This is a genomic window from Streptomyces sp. TM32 (genome assembly GCF_004122755.1).
Classification (GTDB): Bacteria; Actinomycetota; Actinomycetes; order Streptomycetales; family Streptomycetaceae; genus Streptomyces; species Streptomyces sioyaensis.
Map to the genome: position 1 here is coordinate 1 of NZ_SDIG01000033.1, position 23,922 is coordinate 23,922.

A 23,922-nucleotide genomic window follows, 5' to 3' on the forward strand; every position below is an offset into this window, starting at 1 on the left:
GTCCGCACCCGCCCCACACCGCGCCCGCCCGGGCCGCGACCGACGACAGCGCGGCGGGGCGGCCCTTCCACCCGGCGCCGCCCCGGCCGTCGGCCGCCGACAACCTGACGAGCACTCAGGGTGGCGCCGCCGGAGGTGCCCCCGCACCCCGGCCGCCCCTGACCCCTCACGCGCCCGCGGCGCCCGGCCGGACGGAGGAGCTCCCGAGCACCTTCCGTGCGGGCCGGCCGGCGCGGCCGGCGGCCGGCGGGCACGGGGTCCGGGCCGCCACCCCGCTGTCCGACGAGGACCGCGGCCGGCTGCTGGACGGTGCCCACCACGACCCGCACGGGCTGCTGGGCGCCCACCCCGTACGCGGCGGGCTGCTCATCCGGGTCCTGCGGCCGTGCGCCGAGCGCGTCACCGTCCTGGCGAAGGGGCTCCGTGCCGACCTGCTGCCCGAGGGCGACGGGCTGTTCGCGGGGGTGCTGCCGCTGCGGACCGTCCCGGACTACGAGCTGCTGGTCGACTACGGCGACCACACGCCGACCGTGCACGACCCCTACCGCTTCCTGCCCGCGCTCGGCGAGCTGGATCTGCATCTGTTCGGCGAGGGGCGGCACGAGGAGCTGTGGCAGGCCCTCGGCGCGCGGATCATGGACCACCAGGGGGTGACCGGCACCCGCTTCACCGTCTGGGCGCCCAATGCCCGGGGCGTCCGGGTCGTCGGCGACTTCAACTACTGGGACGGCACCGGCCATCCGATGCGGTCGCTGGGCTCCTCGGGCGTCTGGGAGCTCTTCCTGCCGGGCATCGGCGCGGGCGAGCTGTACAAGTTCGAGATCACCCGGCCGGACGGCACGAAGACCGTGCGGGCCGACCCGATGGCCCGGCGGACCGAGTGCCCGCCGGCCACCGCCTCGGTCGTGGAGGCCTCGCAGCACCGCTGGACGGACGGGGACTGGATGGCCCGGCGCGGCGAGCGCCCCGTACACCAGGCACCGTTCTCCGTCTACGAGGTGCATCTTCCGTCCTGGCGCCCAGGATTGACGTATCGTCAGCTGGCCGAGCAGCTCCCCGCGTACGTCAAGGACCTGGGCTTCACCCACGTCGAGCTCATGCCGGTCTGTGAGCATCCGTTCGGCGGTTCCTGGGGCTATCAGGTGACCGGGTTCTACGCGCCGACCGCCCGGATGGGCACCCCGGACGACTTCCGGCAGCTGATCGACGCGCTGCACCGGGCCGGCATCGGTGTCCTGATGGACTGGGTGCCGGCGCACTTCCCCCGGGACGACTGGGCGCTGGCCGCATTCGACGGCCGGCCGCTCTACGAGCACCAGGATCCGGCCCGGGCCGCGCACCCGGACTGGGGCACCCTGGAGTTCGACTACGGCCGCACCGAGGTCCGCAACTTCCTGGTCGCCAACGCGGTGTACTGGTGCGAGGAGTTCCACATCGACGGCCTGCGGGTCGATGCCGTCGCCTCGATGCTCTATCTCGACTACTCGCGCGAGGACGGGGCCTGGACGCCGAACGTCCACGGCGGCCGGGAGGACCTCGACGCGGTCGCCTTCCTCCAGGAGATGAACGCGACGGTCTACCGCCGCTGCCCCGGTGTCGTCACCATCGCCGAGGAGTCCACGGCCTGGGACGGCGTCACCCGCGCCACGCACCACACCGGGCCCGGCGGCTTCGGCGGGCTGGGCTTCGGCCTGAAGTGGAACATGGGCTGGATGCACGACTCCCTCGGCTATGTCACCAAGGAGCCGGTGCACCGCAAATACCACCACGGCGAGATGACCTTCTCCATGATCTACGCCTACTCCGAGAACTATGTGCTGCCGATCTCCCATGACGAGGTGGTGCACGGCAAGCGCGCACTGGTGTCGAAGATGCCCGGTGACTGGTGGCAGCAGCGCGCCAACCACCGGGCCTACCTCGGATTCATGTGGGCCCACCCCGGCAAGCAACTCCTCTTCATGGGACAGGAGTTCGCCCAGGGCGCGGAGTGGGCGGAGAGCCACGGTCCGGACTGGTGGCTGCTCGACCCCTCGTACGAGGCGGAGGCGGACCACCGGGGCGTCCGCGATCTGGTCCGCGACCTGAACCGCCACTACGCCGCCGCGCCCGCGCTGTGGGAACGCGACACGGACCCGGCCGGCTTCTCCTGGATCGACGGCGAGGCGAGCGAGGACAACGTCTTCTCCTTCCTGCGCTTCGCCGCCGACGGCTCCCCCCTGATCTCGGTCACCAACTTCTCCCCCGTCGTACGCCACGCCTACCGGCTCGGCGTCCCCGATCACGTCCCCGCCTGGCGCGAGGTCCTCAACACCGACGACCCGCGCTACGGCGGCAGCGGTGTCACCCATCCCGGCCCCCTGAGGGCGGAACCGGTCCCCTGGAACGGCCGCGCCGCGTCCGTCACGGCGGTGCTGCCCCCCTTGGCCACCGTCTGGCTACGACCCCTCTGAGCGCTCATGGGCGGTGCTTGTCCGACCCGTCTCCCGCCGCCGCGGCGCCCCCACCGATCAGATCCGTCCCCCAAGTCGTTATGTCCCATTCCCCCTTGTTCGATCCCCCACGCCTCCGGCCTTCACCGGCCGCGTTTTCCCTGTCCTGCCTATGGTGTCAGGGGGCACTGACAATCGACCGGGATCGATAAAACAGCAGGTCAGGGCGGCGTGAGGGGAGACCTGACGGCGGGCGGCGCGGCCGTGGGACGGCGGCCGCGCACAAGGGGCGGGTGCCGGCACCCGCCCCTTCTCTCCTCCAGCACCCGGAATCAGACCGGGGCGGACGCCTTCTCCGCCCCGCCGTCGCGCGGCCCGACGACGTCCGCGGGAGGCGGCCCGGCGGCCGCCTCGTCGGCGAGCGACTTCTCGTCGAACGGCAGCGCTCCGGCCAGCACCTCCGCCACCCGGCCCTTGTCGATCTCCTTGGTCCAGGTGCCGATCAGCACCGTGGCGACCGCGTTCCCCGCGAAGTTGGTCAGGGCGCGCGCCTCGCTCATGAAGCGGTCGATGCCGACGATCAGGCCGACACCGTCGACCAGTTCGGGACGGTGCGACTGCAGGCCGCCGGCCAGCGTCGCCAGGCCCGCGCCGGTGACGCCCGCCGCCCCCTTCGAGGCGATGACCATGAACACCAGCAACGAGATCTGCTGGCCCAGCGGCAGCGGCTTGCCCATCGCCTCGGCCACGAACAGCGAGGACATCGTCAGGTAGATGGCGGTGCCGTCGAGGTTGAAGCTGTAGCCGGTGGGGACGGTGATGCCGACCACCGGCTTGCTGACGCCCAGGTGCTCCATCTTCGCGATCAGCCGGGGCAGCGCCGACTCCGAGGAGGAGGTGGACAGAATCAGCAGGAACTCCCGGGCGAGGTACTTCAACAGCAGGAAGATGTTGATCCCGGCACAGAGCCGGAGCAGCGTGCCCAGCACCACGAGCACGAACAGCAGGCAGGTGACGTAGAAGCCCACCATGATGACGGCGAGCGACTTCAGCGCGTCCAGGCCGGTCTCACCGACCACCGCGGCGATGGCGCCGAAGGCACCCACCGGTGCCGCCCACATGATCATGGCCAGCACCCGGAAGACCAGCTTCTGGAGGTGCCCGACCCCGCGCAGCACCGGCTCGCCCGCCGAACCCAGCGCCTGCAGTCCGAAGCCCACCAGCAGCGCCACCAGCAGCGTCTGGAGCACCTCGCCCTGGGTGAAGGCGGAGACCAGCGTGGTGGGGATCATGCCGAGCAGGAAATCCGGCAGCGACTCGCCGCCGCCGGAGGCCTGGGCATGGCCCGCGTGCCGCACGGTCTCGGTCAGATGCAGGCCGGAGCCGGGCTCCAGGATGTTGCCGACGACCAGGCCGATGGCCAGCGCGACGGTCGACATCACCATGAAGTAGCCGAGCGCCATCCCGCCGACCGCGCCGACCTTGGCGGCCTTCCGTACCGAGCCGACGCCCAGCACGATGGTGCAGAAGATGACCGGCGAGATCATCATCTTGATCAGGTTCACGAACCCCGTGCCCAGCGGCTTGAGCTCGACGGCGACACCGGGGGCGGCGAAGCCCACGATGATGCCGAGCAGGACCGCCCCGATCACGGCGAGGTAGAGGAAGTGGGTCCGGTCCCGCCTCGCCGGCGCGGTCTCCTCGGTGGTGCCCCCACGCGGTGGGGTGTGTGCAGCCACGGCTGCCTCCTCAGGTCTTCGGCTGTGCGCTGATCTGCGGCTCTGTCACACAACAAAGTCCCGGTGACTATGCACGCCACTGTGGCGCCCGTCACCCTTACGTTCATTTCGTTCACGCGAAAGTGACCGTGCAGACGGTTTCGCGTTCACCGTGCAGACTGTTCTGCATGCGACTCCCCCGACCCCGGCCGCCCCGACGGCTGCGGGGTCCCCGCAGCCTCGCCGGGCAGCTCTTCGCGATGCAGGTCGTGCTGGTGGCGGTGGTCGTCATGGGCTGCGCCGTCTTCGCGTACCTCAGCGCCGGCCGGCAGGCGGAGGAGACCGCGCGGCGGCAGGCGACCGCGGCGGCCACCGCCGTCGCCGATTCGCCGGCCGTCGTGGCGGCGGCCCGCAGCGCCCACCCGACGGCCGCGCTCCAGCCGTACAGCGAGCGGCTGCGGCACGACGCGGGCGTCGACTTCGTGGTGGTGATGGCCACGGACGGGACCCGCTGGACGCATCCGGAGCCGTCCGCGATCGGCAAGAAATACCTGGGGCACACCGGCCCGGCGCTGCGCGGCGAGATCTTCGCCGAGACCCACATGGGGGTGCTCGGACCGTCCGTACGCGTCGTCGCCCCGGTCCGTGACCCGCAGCGCGGCGGCCGGATCACCGCGCTGGTCAGCTCCGGGATCACCATCAGGACCATCAGCGCGCAGCTGCGGGACCAGGTGCTGGCGCTGGCCGGGGTGGCGGCCGCGGCGCTGGCGCTCGGCGGCCTGGGCACGTATGTGATCAACGCCCGGCTGCGGCGGCACACCCACGGGATGAACGCCGGGGAGCTCGGCCGGATGCACGATTACCACCAGGCCGCGCTGCACGCCGTCCGCGAGGGACTGCTCATGCTCGACGGGCAACGCAGGGTCGCCCTGATCAACGACGGCGGGCAGGAGCTGCTGGGGCTGTCCGGCGACGCGGTCGGCCGCCCGGTCACGGAGCTGGGGCTGCCCCCGGCGCTGACCGAGGCGCTGCTGGCGCCCGGCCCGCGGGTCGACGAGCTGCAGCTGACCGGCGAGCGGGTGCTGGTGGTCAACTCCGCGCCGGTCTCCGGCGGTGAGCGCCGCGGCAGCGTGGTCACCCTCCGCGACCACACCGAACTCCAGGCGCTGTCCGGCGAGTTGGACTCGGTACGCGGTTTCACCGAGGCGCTGCGCTCGCAGGCCCACGAGGCCGCCAACCGGCTGCACACCGTGGTGTCGCTGATCGAACTCGGGCGGTCCGAGGAGGCCGTGGAGTTCGCGACCGCGGAGCTGGAGCTGGCGCAGGCGCTGACCGATCAGGTGGTCGGGGCGGTCGCCGAGCCGGTGCTCGCCGCGCTGCTGCTCGGCAAGGCGGCGCAGGCCAACGAGCGCGGCGTCGACCTGGCGCTGACGCCGGACAGCCGGATCGACGACGGGCTGCTGCCGCCCGGGCTGCCGGCCCGTGACCTGGTCACGGTGTTGGGCAACCTCCTGGACAACGCCATCGACGCCGCGGCCCCGCCCCGGGAACCCGGAGCCGGCGGCCCGCCGCGGGTGGCGGTCACCGCGCGGGCGGCCGACGGCGAGCTGCTGCTGCGGGTGGCGGACAACGGGCCGGGAGTGGGCGCGCAGGCCGCACAGGAGATCTTCCAGCGGGGCTGGAGCACCAAGCAGAGCGCGGCGGCGCCCGCCCGTGGCCGCGGCCTGGGCCTGGCCCTGGTGCAGCAGGCGGTACGCCGCAACGGCGGTGCCCTGACGCTGGACCGGGCCCCGGAAGGCGGCGCGCGGTTCACCGTACGGCTGCCGCTGCGGGCGGGGGCGACAGCACCGGTCCTCGACCCGCGGGGCGAGGCCGGGGCGACCGCCGCCGCGGACAGGAGTGACGGCAGGAACGCGACGGCCGGCCCGCCGCGTGCGGACACGTCAGGAGGCACCCGGTGACCTCCGCCGACATCCGGGTCCTCGTCGTGGAGGACGATCCGGTCGCCGCCGCCGCGCACGCCCTGTACGTCGGGCGGGTGCCCGGTTTCACCGTCTCCGGCACCGTGCACTCCGGCGCCGGTGCCCGCCGCCACCTGGAGACGCACGCCGTCGATCTGCTGCTCCTCGACCTCTATCTGCCCGACGGCCACGGGCTGGCGCTGGTGCGGACGCTGCGCGCGGCCGGGCACACCGCCGACATCATCGCGGTCACCTCCGCCCGCGATCTGACGATGGTGCGCGAGGGCGTCTCGCTCGGCGTGGTGCAGTACGTCCTCAAGCCGTTCACCTTCGCCACCCTGCGCGACCGGCTCACCCGCTATGCCCACTTCCGCGCCACCACGGGCGAGGCCAGCGGGCAGGACGAGGTGGACCGGGCGCTCGCCGCGCTGCGCGCACCCCAGCCGGCCGCGCTGCCCAAGGGGCTGACCGCGGCCACCCTGCGGGCGGTGACCGATGTGCTGCGGGCCGCCGGCGGCGGTCTGACGGCCACCGAGGCCGCCGCCGACGTGGGGATTTCGCGGATCACCGCGCGCCGCTACCTCGAACATCTCGTGGTGAGCGGCCGGGCCGCCCGCGCCCCCCAGTACGGCCAGGTCGGCCGTCCCGAATTGCGCTATCGCTGGTCGGGGCATTGACCGGCTGTGACCGGTGACTTACTTTCAGCTGGCAGCCCCTCGTGGCCAGTTGGAGGTCGTGCCGTGCGCCCCACCGCCCCGCTGATCCTGCTCGCCGCCGCCGTCGTGGCCGCCGGCGCGCTCACCGCCTGCGGCAGCGGGCCGGCCGGCGACCGGAACACCGTCAAGGTCGCCTTCATCAAGGACACCAACAGCAAGGTCACCGTCCGGGACGACTATGTCCGCCTGGTGGCACGGCAGTTCGAGAAGAGCCACCCCGGCAAGAAGGTCCGGCTGATTCCGATCCAGGCGTCGGAGAACGACTACTACACCAAGATCCAGCAGATGATGCGCTCCCCGCGGACCGCACCGGACCTGGTCTACGAGGACACCTTCCTGGTCAACTCCGATATCGCCGCGGGGCTGTTGCGCCCGCTGGACGCGCAACTGCGCGCCTGGAAGGAGTGGCGGCAGTTCGAGCCGGCCGCGAAGGCCGCGGCCCGGGGGCAGGACGGCCACACGTACGGCGTCCCGGACGGTACGGACACCCGCGGGCTGTGGTTCAACAAGAAGATCTTCAAGAAGGCCGGGCTGCCGGCCGACTGGCGGCCCCGGACCTGGGGCGAGGTGCTGGACGCGGCCCGGACGGTCAAGCGCAGGGTCCCCGGTGTCATCCCGCTGAACGTCTTCACCGGCAAGGGCGCGGGCGAGGCCGCGGTGATGCAGGGCTTCGAGATGCTGCTGTACGGCACCGGCGAGAACCAGCTCTACGACCCGGGCAGCAGGAAGTGGGTCACCGGCACCCGGGGCTTCCGCGACAGCCTGGCCTTCCTCGACACGGTCTACCGGGAGAAACTCGGGCCCGAGGTGTCCGACGCGCTCAGCCCCACCATCCAGACCAGTGTGGCCACCGAGCTGCTGCCCGAGGAGAAGCTCGCCATCGACCTCGACGGCTCGTGGCTGGGTCAGCAGTGGCAGAAGACCGGCGGCGGCAACCCCTGGCCCGCCTGGTCGGCCACGCTCGGCCAGACCCCGTTCCCCACCCAGCACGGCGCCCCGCCCGGCAAGGTCAGCCTGGCCGGCGGCTGGACCTGGTCGGTGCCGCGGCAGGCCCGGCAGCCCGAGCTGGCCTGGCAGCTGATCGAGGCCTTCCAGTCACGGCAGAACGCCCTCGAATGGTGCGTACGGGGCGCCCAGATCGCGGTGCGCAAGGACGTCGCGGCCGATCCGCGCTACCGCACGTCCGTGCCCGGCATCGGCTTCTTCACCGGTCTGGTCACGATCAGCCGGTACCGGCCCGCGCTGCCCGACTACCCCAAGGTCGCCGCGGCGATCGGCGAGGCGATGGAGGCGGTCACCGCCGGCGATTCCGCACCGGACAAGGCGGCCCGGGACTACGACGCGTCGCTGCGGTCGCTCGTCGGCGGCCGGACCGTCGCGAAGCCGTGACCGCCGGCGCCGCCGGGCCCGCGGGCGCGACCAGGCCCGCGGGGCCCGCCGGAACCCCAGCCGTCCCGCGGACACCGCGCCGCACCCCGGCCCGTACCCGTCCGCTGCGCTGGGCCCCGCTCGTTCCGGCCACCGTCCTGCTGCTGCTCTTCCTCGGCGGCCCCCTCGTCTACTGCGTCGGGATCGCCTTCACCGACGCCCAGCTGACCGGCCAGGAGTCCGCGTCCTTCGTCGGCCTGGCCAACTTCCGCCATGCCTTCGGCGACCCGGCGTTCCGCAACGCCGTGGTGCTGACGCTGGTGTTCACCCTGGCCTCCTCGGTCCTCGGGCAGAACACCCTGGGCCTGGCGCTGGCCGGTCTGCTGCGCCGCGCCTCGCGTCCGGTACGGACCCTGACCGGGGCGCTGGTGGTCACCGCCTGGGTGCTCCCCGAGATCGTCGCGGGCTTCCTGCTCTACACCTTCTTCGAGCGCCGCGGCACCCTCAACGCCCTGCTCGCCTGGCTCCATCTGCCCGCCCAGAACTGGCTGTTCGGCCTGCCCGTCCTCGCGGTGTCGTTCGCCAACGTCTGGCGCGGGACGGCCTTCTCGATGCTGATCTACTCCGCGGCGCTCGCCGGGATCCCCCCGGAGGTCAGCGAGTCCGCCGAGGTAGACGGGGCGGGCGGGCTGCGGCGGCTGTGGCACATCACGCTGCCGATGATCCGCCGCTCGGTCGGCACCAATCTGATGCTCAACACCCTCCAGACGCTCTCCGTCTTCGGGCTGATCTGGGTGATGACCCGGGGCGGGCCGGGGGGCCGCAGCCAGACCCTGCCGGTGTTCATGTACGACCAGGCGTTCACGAAGTCCCTGATCGGCTACGGCACCGCGGTGGCGCTGCTGTTGCTGGTGGTGGGGGCGCTGTTCTCGGCCGTCTATCTGCGCCTGCTGCGCGAGGAGGTCTGAGCCGTGCCGCTCCCCCGCCGCCCCCACGCGCGGCGCCGCGCGCCGAGCCGGCGGACCCGCCACCGGGCGGCCGCCGACGCCGCGCTGCTGGCCGTCGCGGTGGCGTTCGCGACGCCCCTTCTCTGGCTGGTGCTGTCCTCGCTGGACACGCGGGCGACGCTGCGGGTGCGGCTGCCGCAGTCCCCGACGCTGGACAACTTCTCGGCGGTCTGGACCGACGAGATCACCTTCACCCCGATGCTCAACAGCCTGCTGATCTGCGGTGGCGCCACCCTGCTCACGGTGGTCTGTGCGGCGCTCGCCGCCTATCCGCTCTCCCGCTTCCGCGCGCGCTTCGCCCGCCCGTACCTGCTGACGATTCTGTTCGCCACCTGTCTGCCGATCACGGCGGTCATGGTCCCGGTCTACGCGCTGTTCGTGCGGGTCGATCTGATCGACACCCGATACGGCACCGCGCTGTTCCTGGCCGCCTCCCAACTCCCGTTCGCCATCTGGCTGATGAAGAACTTCATGGACTCGGTGCCCAGGGCCCTGGAGGAGGCGGCGTGGACGGACGGCGCCTCCTGGGGGCAGACCCTGCTGCGGGTGATCCTGCCGCTGATGGGGCCCGGCGTCGGCGTCGTGGCGATCTACACCTTCATCATGATGTGGGGCAATTTCTTCGTCCCCTTCATGCTGCTGCTCTCCCCCGAGCAACTCCCGGCCTCGGTCAGCATCTTCACCTTCTTCGGCAATTACGGCGCCATCGCCTTCGGTGAACTCGCGGCCTTCTCCGTGCTGTATTCGACGCCGGTCCTCGCCCTCTACCTCCTGATCTCCCGGCGGCTCGGCGGCGGCTTCGCGCTCGGCGGCGCCGTGAAGGGCTGATCGGCGGCGTGCCGGACCGATCGGGGCCGTGCAGGGCCGATCGGCTGCGTCGTGCGGGGTCGAGGAGCCCGGCGGCCGGCCGCACCCCGGGCCGGACCGGGAAACCGGCCGACTGGTAGGTTCCTACGACTTTGCGGCTTGGCCATCCGCACCATAGGTGCCCCCGCATGCCCTCAACTACCGTGTGCCGGTGCGTACGCAAGCCGGGGAGCCCCGCCGGCCACCCTTCGACGCCGAGGCCGCCCGCCGGCTCCGCGAGGCCCTCGGCATGACCCCCGCCCATGTCGCGTACGGCATCGCGGCCGCCTACGGAATGCCGCTGTCGCCCGCGACGGTCACGGCCTGGGAAGCGGGCGAGCGCGCCCCCTCGGAGGCCGAACTGACCGCGCTGGCCGGCGCCCTGTGGTGTGCGCCGGGCGAGCTGCTGGGCGCGCCGCGCACCCTGCACGAATTCCGGCTGGCGCGGGGCCTCGCCGCCGCGGACCTCGCGCGGCACCTCGGCATGGCCCCCGCCGCCTACGCGCGCCTGGAGGCCGGCGGCCACTGGCGCGGCACCGCCCGGCAGGCCGCCGCGCTCGCCGAGGCGCTGGCGCTGCCGCTGCCCGCCCTGATCCGCTTCACCGGCCGGGACGCCCTGCTGACCGAGCTGCTGACCAGCGCCGCCACCACCCGCTGGCAGGCCTACGTCCGGCCGGTCGGCAAGGTGGTACCGCTGCCCAGGGAACGCCTCCGGGAGGTGCTGCAGGAACTGCACGCCGACTACCAGGCGACCATGGCCGCTACGCTCCACTGGGGCGGCGGGCCGCGCGCCGAGGAGTCCGGCAGGGCCGGGCGCGCCTTTCTCGACGGCATCCTGACGGAATTCTGGACACGGGCAGGCATGGCCCCTAGCTGAAGGGGCCGCACCCCCGAACTCTCCCACCACCCCCGGGTTTTCCCGTCGGCCCGAGGTCGGAGGGCCGTCCGTCCAGAGGATGACGCCGGGGGCGGCGATGGCACTTCCGGCCGGTCCGGCTTTCGGTCCCTGCGGGTGAAGACCGGGTTGACCTGCGCATTCGAGAATAAGGACGTCGAAACATCCGTCCTTTTTCCAGGAGTTCCCGTGTCCCACGCGGCCACCTCTCCGGGTTTCCCCGGTTCCCCCGCCTCCCCCCGCACCGCCGCTGTCGCCGCCCGTGCCACGGACCTGAGCAAGGTCTACGGCCAGGGGGAGACCCGCGTGGTCGCACTGGACTCCGTCTCCGTCGAGTTCGGCCGGGGCCGGTTCACGGCGATCATGGGCCCGTCCGGCTCCGGCAAGTCGACGCTGATGCACTGCATGGCCGGACTGGACCGGATCTCCTCCGGCTCGGCCCGGATCGGCGAGGTCGAGCTGGGCTCGCTGAACGACCGGCAGCTGACGCGGCTGCGCCGGGACAAGGTCGGCTTCATCTTCCAGGCGTTCAACCTGCTGCCGACGCTGAGCGCGCTGGAGAACATCACGCTGCCGATGGACATCGCGGGCCGCAAGCCCGACCGGGAGTGGCTCGACGCGGTGATCGACACCGTCGGCCTCTCGGGGCGGCTCGCCCACCGGCCGGCGCAGCTCTCCGGCGGCCAGCAGCAGCGGGTCGCGGTCGCCCGGGCGCTGGCTGCCCGGCCGGAGATCATCTTCGCGGACGAGCCGACCGGCAACCTCGACTCCCGCTCCGGCGCCGAAGTGCTGGGCTTCCTGCGGGAGTCGGTGCGGGCGGCGGACCAGACGGTGGTGATGGTCACCCATGACCCGGTCGCCGCCGCCTACGCGGACCGGGTGGTCTTCCTCGCGGACGGCCGGATCGTCGAAGAGCTCCACGACCCGACCGCGGACGCCGTCCTGGACCGGATGCGGCTGTTCGACTCCAAGGGCCGTACGAGCTGACGCCCGCGCGCCACCCGCCGCCCCCGGGGCGCTGCCCCTCCTCCCGAGCCACCGGACCCAGGACTGACACCACCATGCTGCGTACCGCCCTGCGCAATGTCCTTGCGCACAAAGCCCGATTGATGATGACCGCGCTCGCGGTCCTGCTCGGCGTCGCCTTCGTCGCCGGCACCCTGATCTTCAGTGACACCGTCGGCTCGGCCGTCAAGAAGGCGTCCGAGAAGAACCTCGACGGGGTGGCCGTCTCCGTCCAGGCCGAGGCCGCCGACAGCTCCCCGGCCGTCGGCAAGGACCGCAAGCGGAGCACCCTTGTCGACGAAAAGCTGGCGGACAAAGTCCGCGCACTGCCCGGCGTGCAGTCCGTACGCCGCAATGTCAACGGCACGGCCACCGTCGCCGGCCCGGACAATGTGCCGCTCGGCCACGACTGGCAGAACCTCGCCACCAACTTCCAGCCGGACAAGGACGGTCACGACCCCCGCTATCCGCTGCTGAAGGGCCGCGGACCGGCCGCCGGCAACGAGATCGCGCTGGACGAGGCGACCGCGAAGGCGTCCGGCCGCAAGATCGGTGACTCCGTACGGCTCGCCACCGACGGCCCGGTGCTGACGAAGAAGCTGGTCGGCATCGTCTCCACCGACGACCCGCAGGTCACCGCGGGCGGCAGCCTGACGCTCTTCGACACCGCCACCGCGCAGCAGTTGTTCCTGCACCCCGGCCAGTTCGACGAGCTGGTGATCGGTGCCGCGCCCGGTGCCGATCAGGAGGCACTGACCGCCAAGGTCCGCGAGGTGCTGCCCAAGGGCCGCGCCACGGCGACCAGCGGCGCCGATCTCGCCGCCGAGCAGTCCAGGATGATCTCCAGCCAGAACAAGGCCCTGAGCCAGACGCTGCTGACCTTCGCCGGGATCGCGCTGTTCGTCGGCGTCTTCATCATCGCCAACACCTTCACCATGCTGATCTCCCAGCGCAGCCGGGAGATCGCCCTGATGCGCGCGATCGGCGCCTCCCGCCGTCAGGTCGTGCGCTCGGTACTCGCGGAGGCGGCCCTGCTGGGCCTGATCTCGTCGGCCGTCGGATTCGCGCTGGGCACCGGCCTCGCCGTGGGCCTGCGGGCGGTGCTCGATGCGAATGGCGCGGGTTTCCCGGACGGACCGCTCGTCATCAGCCCGGCCGCGGTGCTCTCCGCGCTGGGTGTGGGCGTCGTGGTGACCGTACTGGCCGCCTGGCTGCCGTCCCGCAAGGCGGCGAAGATCGCCCCGGTGGAGGCGCTCAACACCGTCGAAGCACCGCCGGCACTGCGCAGCCTGGTGCTCCGCAACTCCCTCGGCGCGGTCATCACCGGCCTCGGCATCGCGACCATGTTCTACGTCTCCACGCTGAAGAAGGCCGACGATCTGCCGATCGCGATGGTGGGCGGCATGCTGACGCTGACCGGCGTCATCATCCTCGCGCCGATGCTGTCCCGGCCGCTGGTCTCGCTGGCGGGCGTCGTCACCACCCGGCTCTTCGGCATCAGCGGCAAGCTGGCCACGGAGAACACGCTGCGCAACCCCCGCCGTACCGCGGCGACCGCCTCGGCGCTGATGATCGGCCTCACCCTGATCACCGGTATGACGGTCGTCGGGAACTCGGCCGGGGAGGCCATGGACAAGATGACGGCCCAGGGGCTGAAGGCCGACTACAAGATCGGGACCTCCTCCGGTCTGGACCCCGAGCTGTCGCAGAAGGTGGCGGACGTCCCGGGCGTCGAGGCGGCGGCTCCGCTGCGCAATACGGGCTTCACGACCCCCCATTCCTCCATGGGCCTGATGGGCACCGACCTCAGCACGATCGGCAAGCTCACCCAACTGGACTTCCTCAGCGGTTCGTTGAAGGGCGCCGGAGGCAACGACATCGCGGTCTCCCAGGAGATGGCCAAGATGAAGGGCTGGAAGACCGGCGACACCCTGGACGCCACCTTCTACGACAAGAAGAAGGCGAAGCTCAAGATCGTCGGAATCTACGCGGACAACCAGCTGCTCGGCGACTCGATCGGCGCCACCTCGCTGGCGGCGCCGCACCAGCTCGTGCCGATGGTCGAGTCACTGCTGGTGAAGGCCCAGGACGGCCCGTCGGAGGAGCTGGCGAAGCAGATCCGGCACGCCCTCGGCGACAGCCCGCTGCTGAAGGTCCAGGACCACGACGACCTGCGCAAGGAGAACGCCGCGAGCATCGAGACGGTGCTCAACATCTCCTACGGGCTGCTGGGCATGGCCGTCATCATCGCGGTGGTGGGCGTCGTCAACACCCTCGCCATGTCGGTCTTCGAGCGGACCCGCGAGATCGGGATGCTGCGGGCGATCGGCCTGGCACGCACCGGTATCAAGCAGATGGTCCGGCTGGAGTCGGTGGTCATCGCGCTGTTCGGCGCGGGCCTGGGCATCGCGGTGGGTGTCTTCTGCTCCTGGGCCGTCGGCAACCTGGTCAGCGAGGGCCTGCCCACCTACGAGCTGATGCTGCCCTGGGGCCGGCTCGCGCTGTTCGTACTGATCGCACTGGTCGTGGGGGTGCTGGCCGCACTCTGGCCGGCCCGCCGCGCGGCCCGGCTGAACATGCTGGAGGCCATCGGCGCCCAGTGACCACGTGACCGCCACCCCCCACAAAAGCGGCGCGCCTGTCCTCGACCGAGGACATGCGCGCCGCCGTTGGTGTGTCCGGGAAGCAGCGGGTCTCAGAAGACCGACTCGGCCTCGTCCATCCGCCACTCGGGCACCGTCTTGAGCTCGGTGACCGCGTCGGCCAGCGGCACCATCGTGATGTCGGTGCCGCGCAGCGCGGTCATCCGGCCGAAGTCGCCGCGGTGCGCGGCCTCGACGGCGTGCCAGCCGAAGCGGGTGGCGAGCACCCGGTCGTAGGCGGTGGGGGTACCGCCGCGCTGGACATGGCCGAGAATGACCGGCCGGGCCTCCTTGCCGAGGCGCTTTTCCAGCTCGTGGGCGAGCGCGTTGCCGATGCCGGAGAACCGCTCGTGGCCGTACTGGTCGATGGCGCCCTTCTTGTACTCCATGCTGCCGGGGGCCGGGTGCGCCCCCTCGGCGACACAGACCACGGCGAACTTCTTGCCCCGGGCGAAGCGCTCCTCGACCATCGTGACCAGGTCGTTGACCTCGAAGCCGCGCTCGGGAAGGCAGATGCCGTGGGCGCCGCCGGCCATGCCGGACTCCAGCGCGATCCAGCCCGCGTGCCGGCCCATCACCTCGACGACCATGACCCGCTGGTGCGACTCCGCGGTGGTCTTGAGGCGGTCGATGGCCTCGGTCGCGACGCCGACGGCGGTGTCGAAGCCGAAGGTGCGGTCGGTGGAGGAGATGTCGTTGTCGATGGTCTTGGGAACGCCGACGACCGGCAGCCCGGCGTCCGACAGCATCCGGGCGGCGGTCAGGGTGCCCTCGCCGCCGATCGGGATGAGGACGTCGATGCCGTAGTCCTTGGAGTGGTCCTTGGCGTCCTCGCAGGCCTGCTGGAGCCGGGCGCGCTCCAGCCGCGAGGAGCCGAGGATGGTGCCACCGCGGGCGAGGATGCCGCTGACCGCTTCGAGGTCGAGCTTGCGGAAGCGGCCGTCGAGCAGGCCCGAGAAACCGTCCTCGAAGCCGATGACCTCGTCGCCGTGCCCGGTGAGGGCGCGATGGACCACCGACCGGATCACAGCGTTGAGGCCGGGGCAGTCGCCGCCTGCGGTGAGGACTCCGATACGCATCGTGCTGTGTCTCCTGTGCTCGCTGTCGGTTCCGTGTGAGCCGGTCCGATTGTTTCACGGGAGGCCCGGCCCTCCCCGCCCACCGGACCTCACCCCTACTGTTCCTGCACGGGCTGCACAAGGGAAACTGGGAGAGCGACTTAGCCACACGCGCAGGTATTGTCAAGAGGGGCACGCCTACCATAACGGCTAATTTTTGCCTTGCGACCAACGGAATGGATCGGAGAGCACGCGTGACGCGGAGCGTGTACGTGACCGGGATCGACCGCGGCGACGGCCGTCAGGTCATCGAGCTGGGAGTCATGGAGCTCCTGACCCGCCAAGTCGACCGGGTGGGCGTCTTCCGCCCGCTGATCCACGACGACGGACCCGACCGGCTCTTCGACCTGCTGCGGGCGCGCTACCGGCTCACCCAGCCCGCCGACACCGTCCACGGCCTCGGTTACGAGGAGGCCGCCGCCCTCCAGGCCGAGCGCGGCACCGACGAGCTGGTTTCCCGGCTCGTCGACCGCTTCCACGCCGTGGCCAGGGAGTACGAGTACGTCCTGGTCCTGGGCTCGGACTACGCGGCCACCAGCCTCCCCGACGAGCTGAACCTCAATGCGCGGCTGGCCAACGAGTTCGGTGCCGCCGTACTGGCCGTCGTCGGCGGTCAGGGCCAGGAGGCCGAGTCGGTGCGCGCCGAGGCCCACAACGCCTACCGCGCCTACCACTCGCTGGGCTGCGACGTCGTCGCCGTGGTCGTCAACCGGGTGGCGCCCGAGCACCGCACGGCCGTCGTCGAGCGGCTCGCCGCCCGCCTCCCGGTGCCCTGCTACGCCCTCCCCGAGGACGGCTCGCTCTCCGCGCCGACCGTCAGCCAGATCGTGCACACCCTCGGCGCCGAGGTGCTGCTCGGCGACGACTCGGGGCTCGCCCGGGACGCCCGGGACTTCGTCTTCGGCGGCGCCATGCTGCCGACCTTCCTCAAGGCGCTCACGCCCGGCTGCCTCGTGGTGACCCCCGGGGACCGGGCGGACCTGGTCATCGGCTCGCTGGCCGCGCACAGCGCCGGTGCCCCGCCGATCGCCGGTGTGCTGCTCACCCTCGACGAGCGGCCCGGCCCGGACATCATGGCGCTGGCGGGCCGGCTCGCCCCCGGCACCCCGGTCGTCTCCGTACCCGGCGGATCCTTCCCGACCGCCGGCGAGCTGTTCGCGATCGAGGGCAAGCTGAACGCCGCCTCGCCGCGCAAGGCGGAGACCGCGCTCGGCCTGTTCGAGCGGCATGTGGACACCGTGGAGCTGACCAACCGGATCTCCGTGGCCCGCTCCGGCCGGGTGACCCCGATGATGTTCGAACACGAGCTGATCGAGCGCTCCCGCTCCGCCCGCCGCCGGGTCGTCCTCCCCGAGGGCGGCGAGGAGCGGGTGCTGCGCGCCGCCGATGTGCTGCTGCGCCGCGACGTGTGCAAGCTGACGCTGCTGGGCGAGGAGGAGGCGATCCGCAAGCGCGCCGCCGACCTGGCCATCGACCTGGCGGACGCCCAGATCATCGATCCGCAGACCTCCCCGCTGCGCGAGCGGTTCGCCGAGCGCTACGCCGCGCTGCGCGCCCACAAGGGTGTCAGCGTCGAGCTGGCCTACGACGTGGTCGCGGACGTCTCCTACTTCGGCACGCTGATGGTCCAGGAGGGGCTGGCCGACGGCATGGTCTCCGGTGCGGTGCACTCCACCGCCGCCACCATCCGCCCCGCCTTCGAGATCATCAAGACCAACGGGGCCGCGCGTAGCGCGTCGGCTGGGGCGGTGGCGGGCGACGGGCGGGCCAGGCCGAACGCCCAGATCGTCTCCTCGGTCTTCTTCATGTGCCTGGCCGACCGGGTGCTGGTATACGGCGACTGCGCGGTCAACCCGGACCCGGACGCCGAGCAGCTGGCGGACATCGCGATCCAGTCGGCCACCACTGCCGCGCAGTTCGGCGTCGAGCCGCGGATCGCGATGCTGTCGTACTCCACCGGCACCTCCGGCTCCGGCGCCGACGTCGACAAGGTCCGCAAGGCCACCGAGATCGTCCGCACCCAGCGCCCCGATCTGCTGGTCGAGGGCCCGATCCAGTACGACGCGGCGGTGGACGCGGCGGTCGCGCGGACCAAGCTGCCCGAGTCCGATGTCGCCGGCAAGGCCACCGTGCTGATCTTCCCGGACCTCAACACCGGCAACAACACCTACAAGGCCGTGCAGCGCTCGGCCGGTGCGGTCGCCGTCGGCCCGGTCCTGCAGGGTCTGCGCAAGCCGGTCAACGACCTCTCGCGCGGCGCTCTGGTGCAGGACATCGTCAACACCGTGGCCATCACCGCCATCCAGGCGCAGGGCGAGCGGCCCGGCGCCGGCCCCGCCGCCTGACCCCGGCCCCCACCCGTCTCCCCATCGGAAAGCGCTCCATGACTGCCACCGCCACCCGCGTCCTCGTCCTCAACTCCGGCTCCTCGTCGCTGAAGTACCAGCTGCTCGACATGCACGACGGCGCACGCCTCGCCGCCGGCCTCGTCGAGCGGATCGGCGAGGAGACCTCGCGCCTGGCGCACACCCCGCTGGCCACCGGTGGCGACACCCGCGAGACCGAGGGCCCGATCGCCGACCACACGACCGCGCTGAAGGCCGTCGCCGCGGAGCTGGCCGCCGACGGGCTCGGCCTCGACTCCCCCCAGCTGGCCGCGATCGGGCACCGGGTGGTGCACGGCGGGCTGCAGTTCACCGAGCCGACCGTGATCGACGACGCGGTGCTGACGGAGATCGAGCGGCTGGTGCCTCTCGCGCCGCTGCACAACCCGGCCAACATCACCGGCATCCGGACCGCCCGGGCGCTGCGCCCCGATCTGCCGCAGGTCGCGGTCTTCGACACCGCCTTCCACACCACGATGCCGGAGCACGCGGCCCGTTACGCCCTCGACGTGGCGACCGCCGACGCCCACCGCATCCGCCGCTACGGCTTCCATGGCACCTCGCACGCCTACGTGTCCCGCCGGACCGCGGCGCTGCTGGGCAAGGACCCCTCCGAGGTCAACGTCATCGTGCTGCACCTGGGCAACGGCGCCTCCGCCTCGGCGGTGGCCGGCGGACGGTGCGTGGACACCTCCATGGGCCTGACCCCGCTGGAGGGCCTGGTCATGGGCACCCGCTCCGGCGACATCGACCCGGCGGTGACCTTCCACCTCAAGCGGGTGGCCGGGATGTCGGAGGACGAGGTCGATGAGCTGCTCAACAAGAAGAGCGGCCTGATCGGGCTGTGCGGCGACAACGACATGCGGGAGATCCGGCGCCGGATCGACGCGGGCGGCGAGGACGGGGCGCGCGCCCAGCTCGCCTTCGACATCTACATCCACCGGCTGAAGAAGTACCTCGGCGCCTACACCGCGGTGCTCGGCCGGGTGGACGCGGTGGCCTTCACCGCGGGCGTCGGCGAGAACGCCGCCCCGGTGCGCGCGGCCGCGCTCGCCGGTCTGGAGCAGCTGGGCATGGCGGTGGACGCGGACCGCAATGCCGTACGGTCCGACGAGCCCCGGCTGATCTCGCCCGAGGGCTCCCGGGTCGCGGTCGCCGTGGTGCCCACCGATGAGGAACTGGAGATCGCCCAGCAGACATACGCCCTGGTCAGCGCCTAGGACTCGGTGTTTCGGCCGACCAATAAATTCCGCTCCTGAACAAACCGATAGGATTCCGCCCATGCGCCGTTCCAAAATCGTCTGCACCCTGGGCCCCGCCGTCGACTCCTACGAGAAGCTGAAAACGCTGATCGAGGCCGGCATGAACGTGGCCCGTTTCAATATGAGCCACGGGACCCAGCCGGAGCACGAGGAGCGGTATCACCGCCTCCGAAAGGCCTGCGAGGAGACCGGCCGCGCGGTCGGCGTGCTGGCCGACCTCCAGGGCCCCAAGATCCGCCTGGAGACCTTCGCCGACGGCCCCGTGGAGCTGGTGCGCGGGGACGAGTTCGTCATCACCACCGAGGACGTCCCCGGGGACAAGACCATCTGCGGCACCACCTACAAGGGCCTGCCCGGCGACGTGTCCAAGGGCGACCCGATCCTGATCAACGACGGCAACGTCGCGCTCCAGGTCATCGAGGTCGACGGCCCACGGGTGCGGACCATCGTCATCGAGGGCGGGGTCATCTCCGACCACAAGGGCATCAACCTCCCCGGTGCCGCGGTGAACGTCCCCGCGCTGTCCCAGAAGGACATCGAGGACCTGAAGTTCGCCCTGCGGATGGGCTGCGACATGGTCGCGCTGTCCTTCGTCCGGGACGCGAAGGACGTCCAGGACGTGCACCGCGTCATGGACGAGGTGGGCCGCCGGGTCCCGGTCATCGCCAAGGTCGAGAAGCCGCAGGCGGTGGCCAACATGGAGGAGGTCGTGATGGCCTTCGACGCCGTCATGGTCGCCCGCGGTGACCTGGCGGTGGAGTACCCGCTGGAGAAGGTCCCGATGGTGCAGAAGCGGCTCGTCGAGCTGTGCCGCCGCAACGCCAAGCCGGTGATCGTGGCGACCCAGATGATGGAGTCGATGATCACCAACTCCCGGCCGACCCGCGCCGAGGCCTCCGACGTCGCCAACGCCATCCTCGACGGCGCCGACGCGGTGATGCTCTCCGCGGAGTCCTCGGTCGGCCAGTACCCCATCGAGACCGTCAAGACCATGTCGAAGATCGTCGAGGCGGCCGAGCAGGAGCTGCTCTCCAAGGGCCTGCAGCCGCTGGTGCCCGGCAAGAAGCCGCGCACGCAGGGCGGTGCGGTGGCCCGTGCGGCCTGCGAGATGGCCGACTTCCTCGACGGCAAGGCGCTGGTGGCCTTCACCAAGTCCGGTGACACCGCCCGCCGGCTCTCCCGCTACCGCGCGTCCCAGCCGATCCTGGCCTTCACCACCGAAGCCGCCACCCGCAACCAGCTCACGCTGAGCTGGGGCGTCGACAGCTTCGTCGTGCAGCACGTCGACAACACCGACGCGATGGTCGACCTGGTGGACGCCGAGCTGCTCAAGCTCCAGCGCTACAGCAAGGGCGACACCATGTTGATCACCGCCGGTTCGCCCCCCGGCGTTCCCGGCACCACCAACATGGTCCGGGTGCACCACCTCGGCGGCCAGCAGGCCTGAGTCCGGCGCGCGAAAACGGCGGTGGGCCGCCCCCTGGGGGAGGGGGCGGCCCACCGCCGTTTTCTGCGGCTCCCGAACGGGTCGGTGGCCCGGGCCGTTCCTCAGCCGGTCATGAACTGGTGCAGACCCGGGACGTGGAGGTTGCCGCCGAACTGGCCCGCCTGGTCGATCTTCACCTTGGTGAAGTACGCGAACGGGACGTTGAGCGGCGGCGGGTGCTCGGGGTCGAAGACGATCGGGATCAACCCGAAGAGGTTGCCCTGCAGCCGCTCGGTGTACATCGTCACCTTGCCGCCGCGGATCGTGGACGTGGATCCCTGGGACGCCTGGACGTGGTACTTCTTCCCGGACGCCTTGTCGTCGACGGTCTGATGCAGATCGCCGATGTCGACGCTGTCGGCGGTGAACTTCAGGGCCTGCTTGGTGTGGCCGTTCTGCGTCTGGACGTTGACGACGCCTTCGTAGTTCAGACCGCGCAGGGTGAGCGCGCTGGACTCCAGGTGCCAGGGGTCGTCGGGCAGGGTGACGGGGGTCTGCTCGTCCTTGCCCTTCTGCTTGTTCTCGACGACGCACGGGAAGGACTTCTTGCCGCTGGAGTCCTTGCCGTCGAGGCCGCCGCCGGGCAGCGCGTTGTCCGCCGCACCCACGGCGCCGTGGACGGTGTCGTTGACCGTCTTCGAGCCGTCCTTGAGGCTGTCACCGGCCTTGCCGGCGCCGTCCTTGAGACCGTCGACCGTGTCCGTGACCGGCTTGGTGGCCTTCTCCAGGGCGGACCCGGAGTCGGTGGACGCGGAGTCCTTGGAGGCCGACGGCGAGGGGCTCGGCGTGGCCGACGCGGACGTCGAAGGGCTCGGCGAGGCGGAGGAGTCGTCGGACGTGTCCCCGCCCAGCAGACCGCCGAGCGCATCGCCGATGCCGCCGAGCACACCGCCGTCCTTGTCCTCGGAGGGCGAGGGCGACGGCGACGGGGTCGCCGAACCCGAGGGCTCGCTGGTCTCCTTGGAGGCGGACGGCTCGGGCGCGGGCTTGCTCTCCGCGTCCTTGCCGGCCGACGACGACGGTGCGGCGGACGGCTCGGCACTGGGCTTGTCGGACGGCTTGGTGCCGCCCTTCGTGCCCGTGTCGTCCTTCGCACCGTCCTTGGCCTTGGTGTCCTTCTGGCCGGCCTTGTCCGGCGCGGTGACGCAAGGACCGTCCTTGAAGGGGCTCTTGGGCGCCGGCTTCGCTATCGCCATCTGGGGCGTCAGCCCCATGCCCATCAGCACCGCGGACGGCATGGCGGCGATGGCTATCGCCTTGCCCGCGGGCACGTGGAGCCGCGTCAGCAAAGGCTTCCTGGGGGCCGCGTGTCGCGGCCCGCCTCTCGCCCCGGCAGCTGCGCTCTCCGCGTGCAGCTCGTCACCCGGCACAGTGCCTCCCGTTCGTTCCGTTGGTCGGGCTGGTTCCTGACAGGTCGTCCAGCCCCTTGCCCAACCCGGGACCGGCGGCCGGCGCGGGGTGCGTGGCGACCACGGGTCCGGCGACCGTCCTGGCGGCCGGATCGTCGTCGTCCTCGCTTCGAGCGGCCTTGCCCGGCGCCCAGGAGACACCCAGCGCACCGCCGATCAGCCCCAGAAGGAAGCCGATCAGGAAGGCGCCGAAGTTCGAGACGACCAGGGAGACCAGGGAGAGCAGAATCGCCGCCACCCCCGCGAAGACGCGGGAGGCCGGCTGAAACCACATGGTGAGACCGAGCACGACCAGCAGTACGCCGATGATCAGCGAGCCGGCGCCGGCGGTGGTCGCCATGCGGACGGTCAGGGAACCGATCGTGAGATTCGCGTAAGGGATGTACATGATCGGGAGGCCGGCCAGCAGGGTCAGGAATCCGCCCCAGAACGGGCGGTGTCCGCGCCACTCCCGGAACGAAAGCCGCTTGCGGCCGATGGTCTCGATCAGCCGTGGTCGCGTTTCGGCGCTCATGTCGTACAGCTCCTCGGGACTGGCAAATCGGTGGTTCTGTGCTGGAGTGTTCTACTTGGCACTACCCGGCGTACGGGCACGGGGAACGGCATCCGCCGCACAGCTCCCCCGCGCCCGTACGCTCAGTGCGTCAGTAGCACTCGCTCTTGCCCTTGGCGACGCTCATCTTCAGGCCGCTGAGCTTGAACGTGCCGGCCGTCGTGGCCCAGGCCGTCTGCTTGACGTGGGTCAGCGTGGCCGAATCGGCCTGCTGGGCGAACGAGCCGGGGTCGGCCTTGTCGCCCTTGTGCATCCCCGGGCCCTTGGTCGTCGAGCCCGCAGCAACACCGATGTCGATGTTGTTGAAGGTCGCGTCCGCGGACAGCTGGTCGAGGTCGATGTAGAGGTTCTTCGCCTCGACGGGCGTGTCACCGCCACCGGCCGACAGCTTCATCGACACATCGCCGAAGACGGGGACCGGAACGACCACCGACTGGCACAGGTTCTTGATCTTGGCGTTCGAGAACCCCGAGACCGCCACCGGGACCTGCTTGCCGCCCTTCTGGGCGTCAATGGCTCCGTACTGAACAAATCCGGTGCCGTCCAGCCGGTCTGTAGCGACCTTGAACTGCTGTCCGGACACGCTGAACGATGCCGCGAGCGCACCCTGCGAGAGGGCGACACCGATCGCGGCGGTCGCCGCGACGCTCGGCACCATGACGACGGCGAACCGCTTCCATCTGGTCCCGCCACGAGCCAGGGACTCCATGACTTTCCTCCTTCTCGGACGTACATCTCCGGTACCTGCCGCCTCCGTTGAGGCGCGGTACCTGGGATGGGAGAAGTGCTACGTCCTCGGGAAGGAGAGCGCCTGTTCTCGGAGGCACATCGTGTTCCGAATACCGGCGATCACCCCCGAGCGACAACCACTGGCCACGCTCTCGCGCAACCTCACTGGACAGGCCCTGCCGGGTGGGGCAGAGACCCCCCTGTCCACGGCCGGCGCCACTGCCGCCGACCACTCGGTGGGGACCCAAGTACCCCGCGGCACCAACCGGATGCCGGGCTGCGGGAATGGACCGAGCGTGGCCGATCGTGGTCCATTCACGGCCGCCGCACAAGGGGCTCGTTACTTGCGGGTAACGGCCCGATAAACACGCTTCGACGGACCGAGATCAACTGG

17 protein-coding genes are annotated in these 23,922 nt (G+C 71.3%); 12 read left to right on the forward strand and 5 right to left on the reverse strand.

Going from position 1 to position 23,922, the window contains the following annotated elements:
• Nucleotides 1-275 precede the first annotated feature (275 nt).
• The gene (glgB, locus tag EST92_RS10825; protein WP_129280761.1) at nucleotides 276-2,450 is read left to right on the forward strand and encodes a 1,4-alpha-glucan branching enzyme; all 2,175 of its coding nucleotides are present in this window, start codon (nucleotides 276-278) and stop codon (nucleotides 2,448-2,450) included.
• Between the two features lie 311 nt (nucleotides 2,451-2,761).
• Here the strand turns inward: glgB and EST92_RS10830 are convergent, their stop codons facing one another.
• The gene (locus EST92_RS10830; protein WP_129280729.1) at nucleotides 2,762-4,168 is read right to left on the reverse strand and encodes a cation:dicarboxylase symporter family transporter; all 1,407 of its coding nucleotides are present in this window, start codon (nucleotides 4,166-4,168) and stop codon (nucleotides 2,762-2,764) included.
• Nucleotides 4,169-4,335: 167 nt separating this feature from the next.
• Here EST92_RS10830 and EST92_RS10835 point away from each other — a divergent pair, with 167 nt between their 5' ends.
• From EST92_RS10835 to EST92_RS10870, 8 genes are all read left to right on the forward strand, one after another.
• Nucleotides 4,336-6,108: a sensor histidine kinase gene (locus EST92_RS10835; protein ID WP_254068765.1), complete on the forward strand. Its 1,773-nt coding sequence runs from the start codon at nucleotides 4,336-4,338 to the stop codon at nucleotides 6,106-6,108.
• Nucleotides 6,105-6,785 carry a response regulator gene (locus tag EST92_RS10840; protein ID WP_129280730.1) on the forward strand — a complete coding sequence of 227 codons (681 nt, stop codon included), beginning with the start codon at nucleotides 6,105-6,107 and terminating at the stop codon, nucleotides 6,783-6,785. The genes EST92_RS10835 and EST92_RS10840 overlap by 4 nt, the downstream gene beginning before the upstream one ends.
• A gap of 63 nt (nucleotides 6,786-6,848) precedes the next feature.
• Nucleotides 6,849-8,213, forward strand: coding sequence for an extracellular solute-binding protein (locus EST92_RS10845; protein ID WP_129280731.1), 1,365 nt, complete (start codon nucleotides 6,849-6,851; stop codon nucleotides 8,211-8,213).
• Nucleotides 8,214-8,317: 104 nt separating this feature from the next.
• A complete protein-coding gene (locus tag EST92_RS10850) occupies nucleotides 8,318-9,160 on the forward strand; it encodes a sugar ABC transporter permease (protein ID WP_129280762.1) in 843 nt (280 codons plus the stop codon).
• A 3-nt stretch (nucleotides 9,161-9,163) separates the two neighbouring features.
• The gene (locus EST92_RS10855) at nucleotides 9,164-10,027 is read left to right on the forward strand and encodes a carbohydrate ABC transporter permease (RefSeq protein ID WP_129280732.1); all 864 of its coding nucleotides are present in this window, start codon (nucleotides 9,164-9,166) and stop codon (nucleotides 10,025-10,027) included.
• Nucleotides 10,028-10,211: 184 nt separating this feature from the next.
• Nucleotides 10,212-10,922, forward strand: coding sequence for a helix-turn-helix transcriptional regulator (locus EST92_RS10860; protein ID WP_129280763.1), 711 nt, complete (start codon nucleotides 10,212-10,214; stop codon nucleotides 10,920-10,922).
• A 207-nt stretch (nucleotides 10,923-11,129) separates the two neighbouring features.
• A complete protein-coding gene (locus tag EST92_RS10865; protein WP_129280733.1) occupies nucleotides 11,130-11,927 on the forward strand; it encodes an ABC transporter ATP-binding protein in 798 nt (265 codons plus the stop codon).
• Between the two features lie 74 nt (nucleotides 11,928-12,001).
• A complete protein-coding gene (locus EST92_RS10870; protein WP_129280734.1) occupies nucleotides 12,002-14,548 on the forward strand; it encodes an ABC transporter permease in 2,547 nt (848 codons plus the stop codon).
• A gap of 92 nt (nucleotides 14,549-14,640) precedes the next feature.
• On the opposite strand, the gene EST92_RS10875 is transcribed toward EST92_RS10870, so the two are convergent.
• Nucleotides 14,641-15,666 (reverse strand): ATP-dependent 6-phosphofructokinase, encoded by a 1,026-nt coding sequence (locus EST92_RS10875; RefSeq protein WP_129248235.1) that lies wholly within the window; start codon nucleotides 15,664-15,666, stop codon nucleotides 14,641-14,643.
• Between the two features lie 233 nt (nucleotides 15,667-15,899).
• Here EST92_RS10875 and pta point away from each other — a divergent pair, with 233 nt between their 5' ends.
• From pta to pyk, 3 genes are all read left to right on the forward strand, one after another.
• Entirely contained in the window at nucleotides 15,900-18,050 is a 2,151-nt protein-coding gene (pta, locus tag EST92_RS10880) for a phosphate acetyltransferase (RefSeq protein ID WP_129280735.1), read from the forward strand.
• Nucleotides 18,051-18,088: 38 nt separating this feature from the next.
• A complete protein-coding gene (locus tag EST92_RS10885) occupies nucleotides 18,089-19,309 on the forward strand; it encodes an acetate kinase (RefSeq protein WP_129280736.1) in 1,221 nt (406 codons plus the stop codon).
• A 61-nt stretch (nucleotides 19,310-19,370) separates the two neighbouring features.
• On the forward strand, nucleotides 19,371-20,798 hold the full coding sequence (pyk, locus tag EST92_RS10890; protein WP_129280737.1) for a pyruvate kinase: 1,428 nt from the start codon (nucleotides 19,371-19,373) through the stop codon (nucleotides 20,796-20,798).
• A 101-nt stretch (nucleotides 20,799-20,899) separates the two neighbouring features.
• Here the strand turns inward: pyk and EST92_RS10895 are convergent, their stop codons facing one another.
• The 3 genes from EST92_RS10895 to EST92_RS10905 all read right to left on the reverse strand — a co-directional run bounded on the left by EST92_RS10895 (nucleotide 20,900) and on the right by EST92_RS10905 (nucleotide 23,508).
• The gene (locus EST92_RS10895) at nucleotides 20,900-22,108 is read right to left on the reverse strand and encodes a hypothetical protein (RefSeq protein ID WP_254068766.1); all 1,209 of its coding nucleotides are present in this window, start codon (nucleotides 22,106-22,108) and stop codon (nucleotides 20,900-20,902) included.
• 88 nt (nucleotides 22,109-22,196) lie between these two features.
• Nucleotides 22,197-22,760: a DUF6114 domain-containing protein gene (locus EST92_RS10900; RefSeq protein ID WP_129280739.1), complete on the reverse strand. Its 564-nt coding sequence runs from the start codon at nucleotides 22,758-22,760 to the stop codon at nucleotides 22,197-22,199.
• 130 nt (nucleotides 22,761-22,890) lie between these two features.
• Complete coding sequence (locus tag EST92_RS10905) at nucleotides 22,891-23,508, reverse strand: DUF6230 family protein (protein ID WP_006603038.1); 618 nt, start codon at nucleotides 23,506-23,508, stop codon at nucleotides 22,891-22,893.
• Nucleotides 23,509-23,922: the final 414 nt, after the last annotated feature.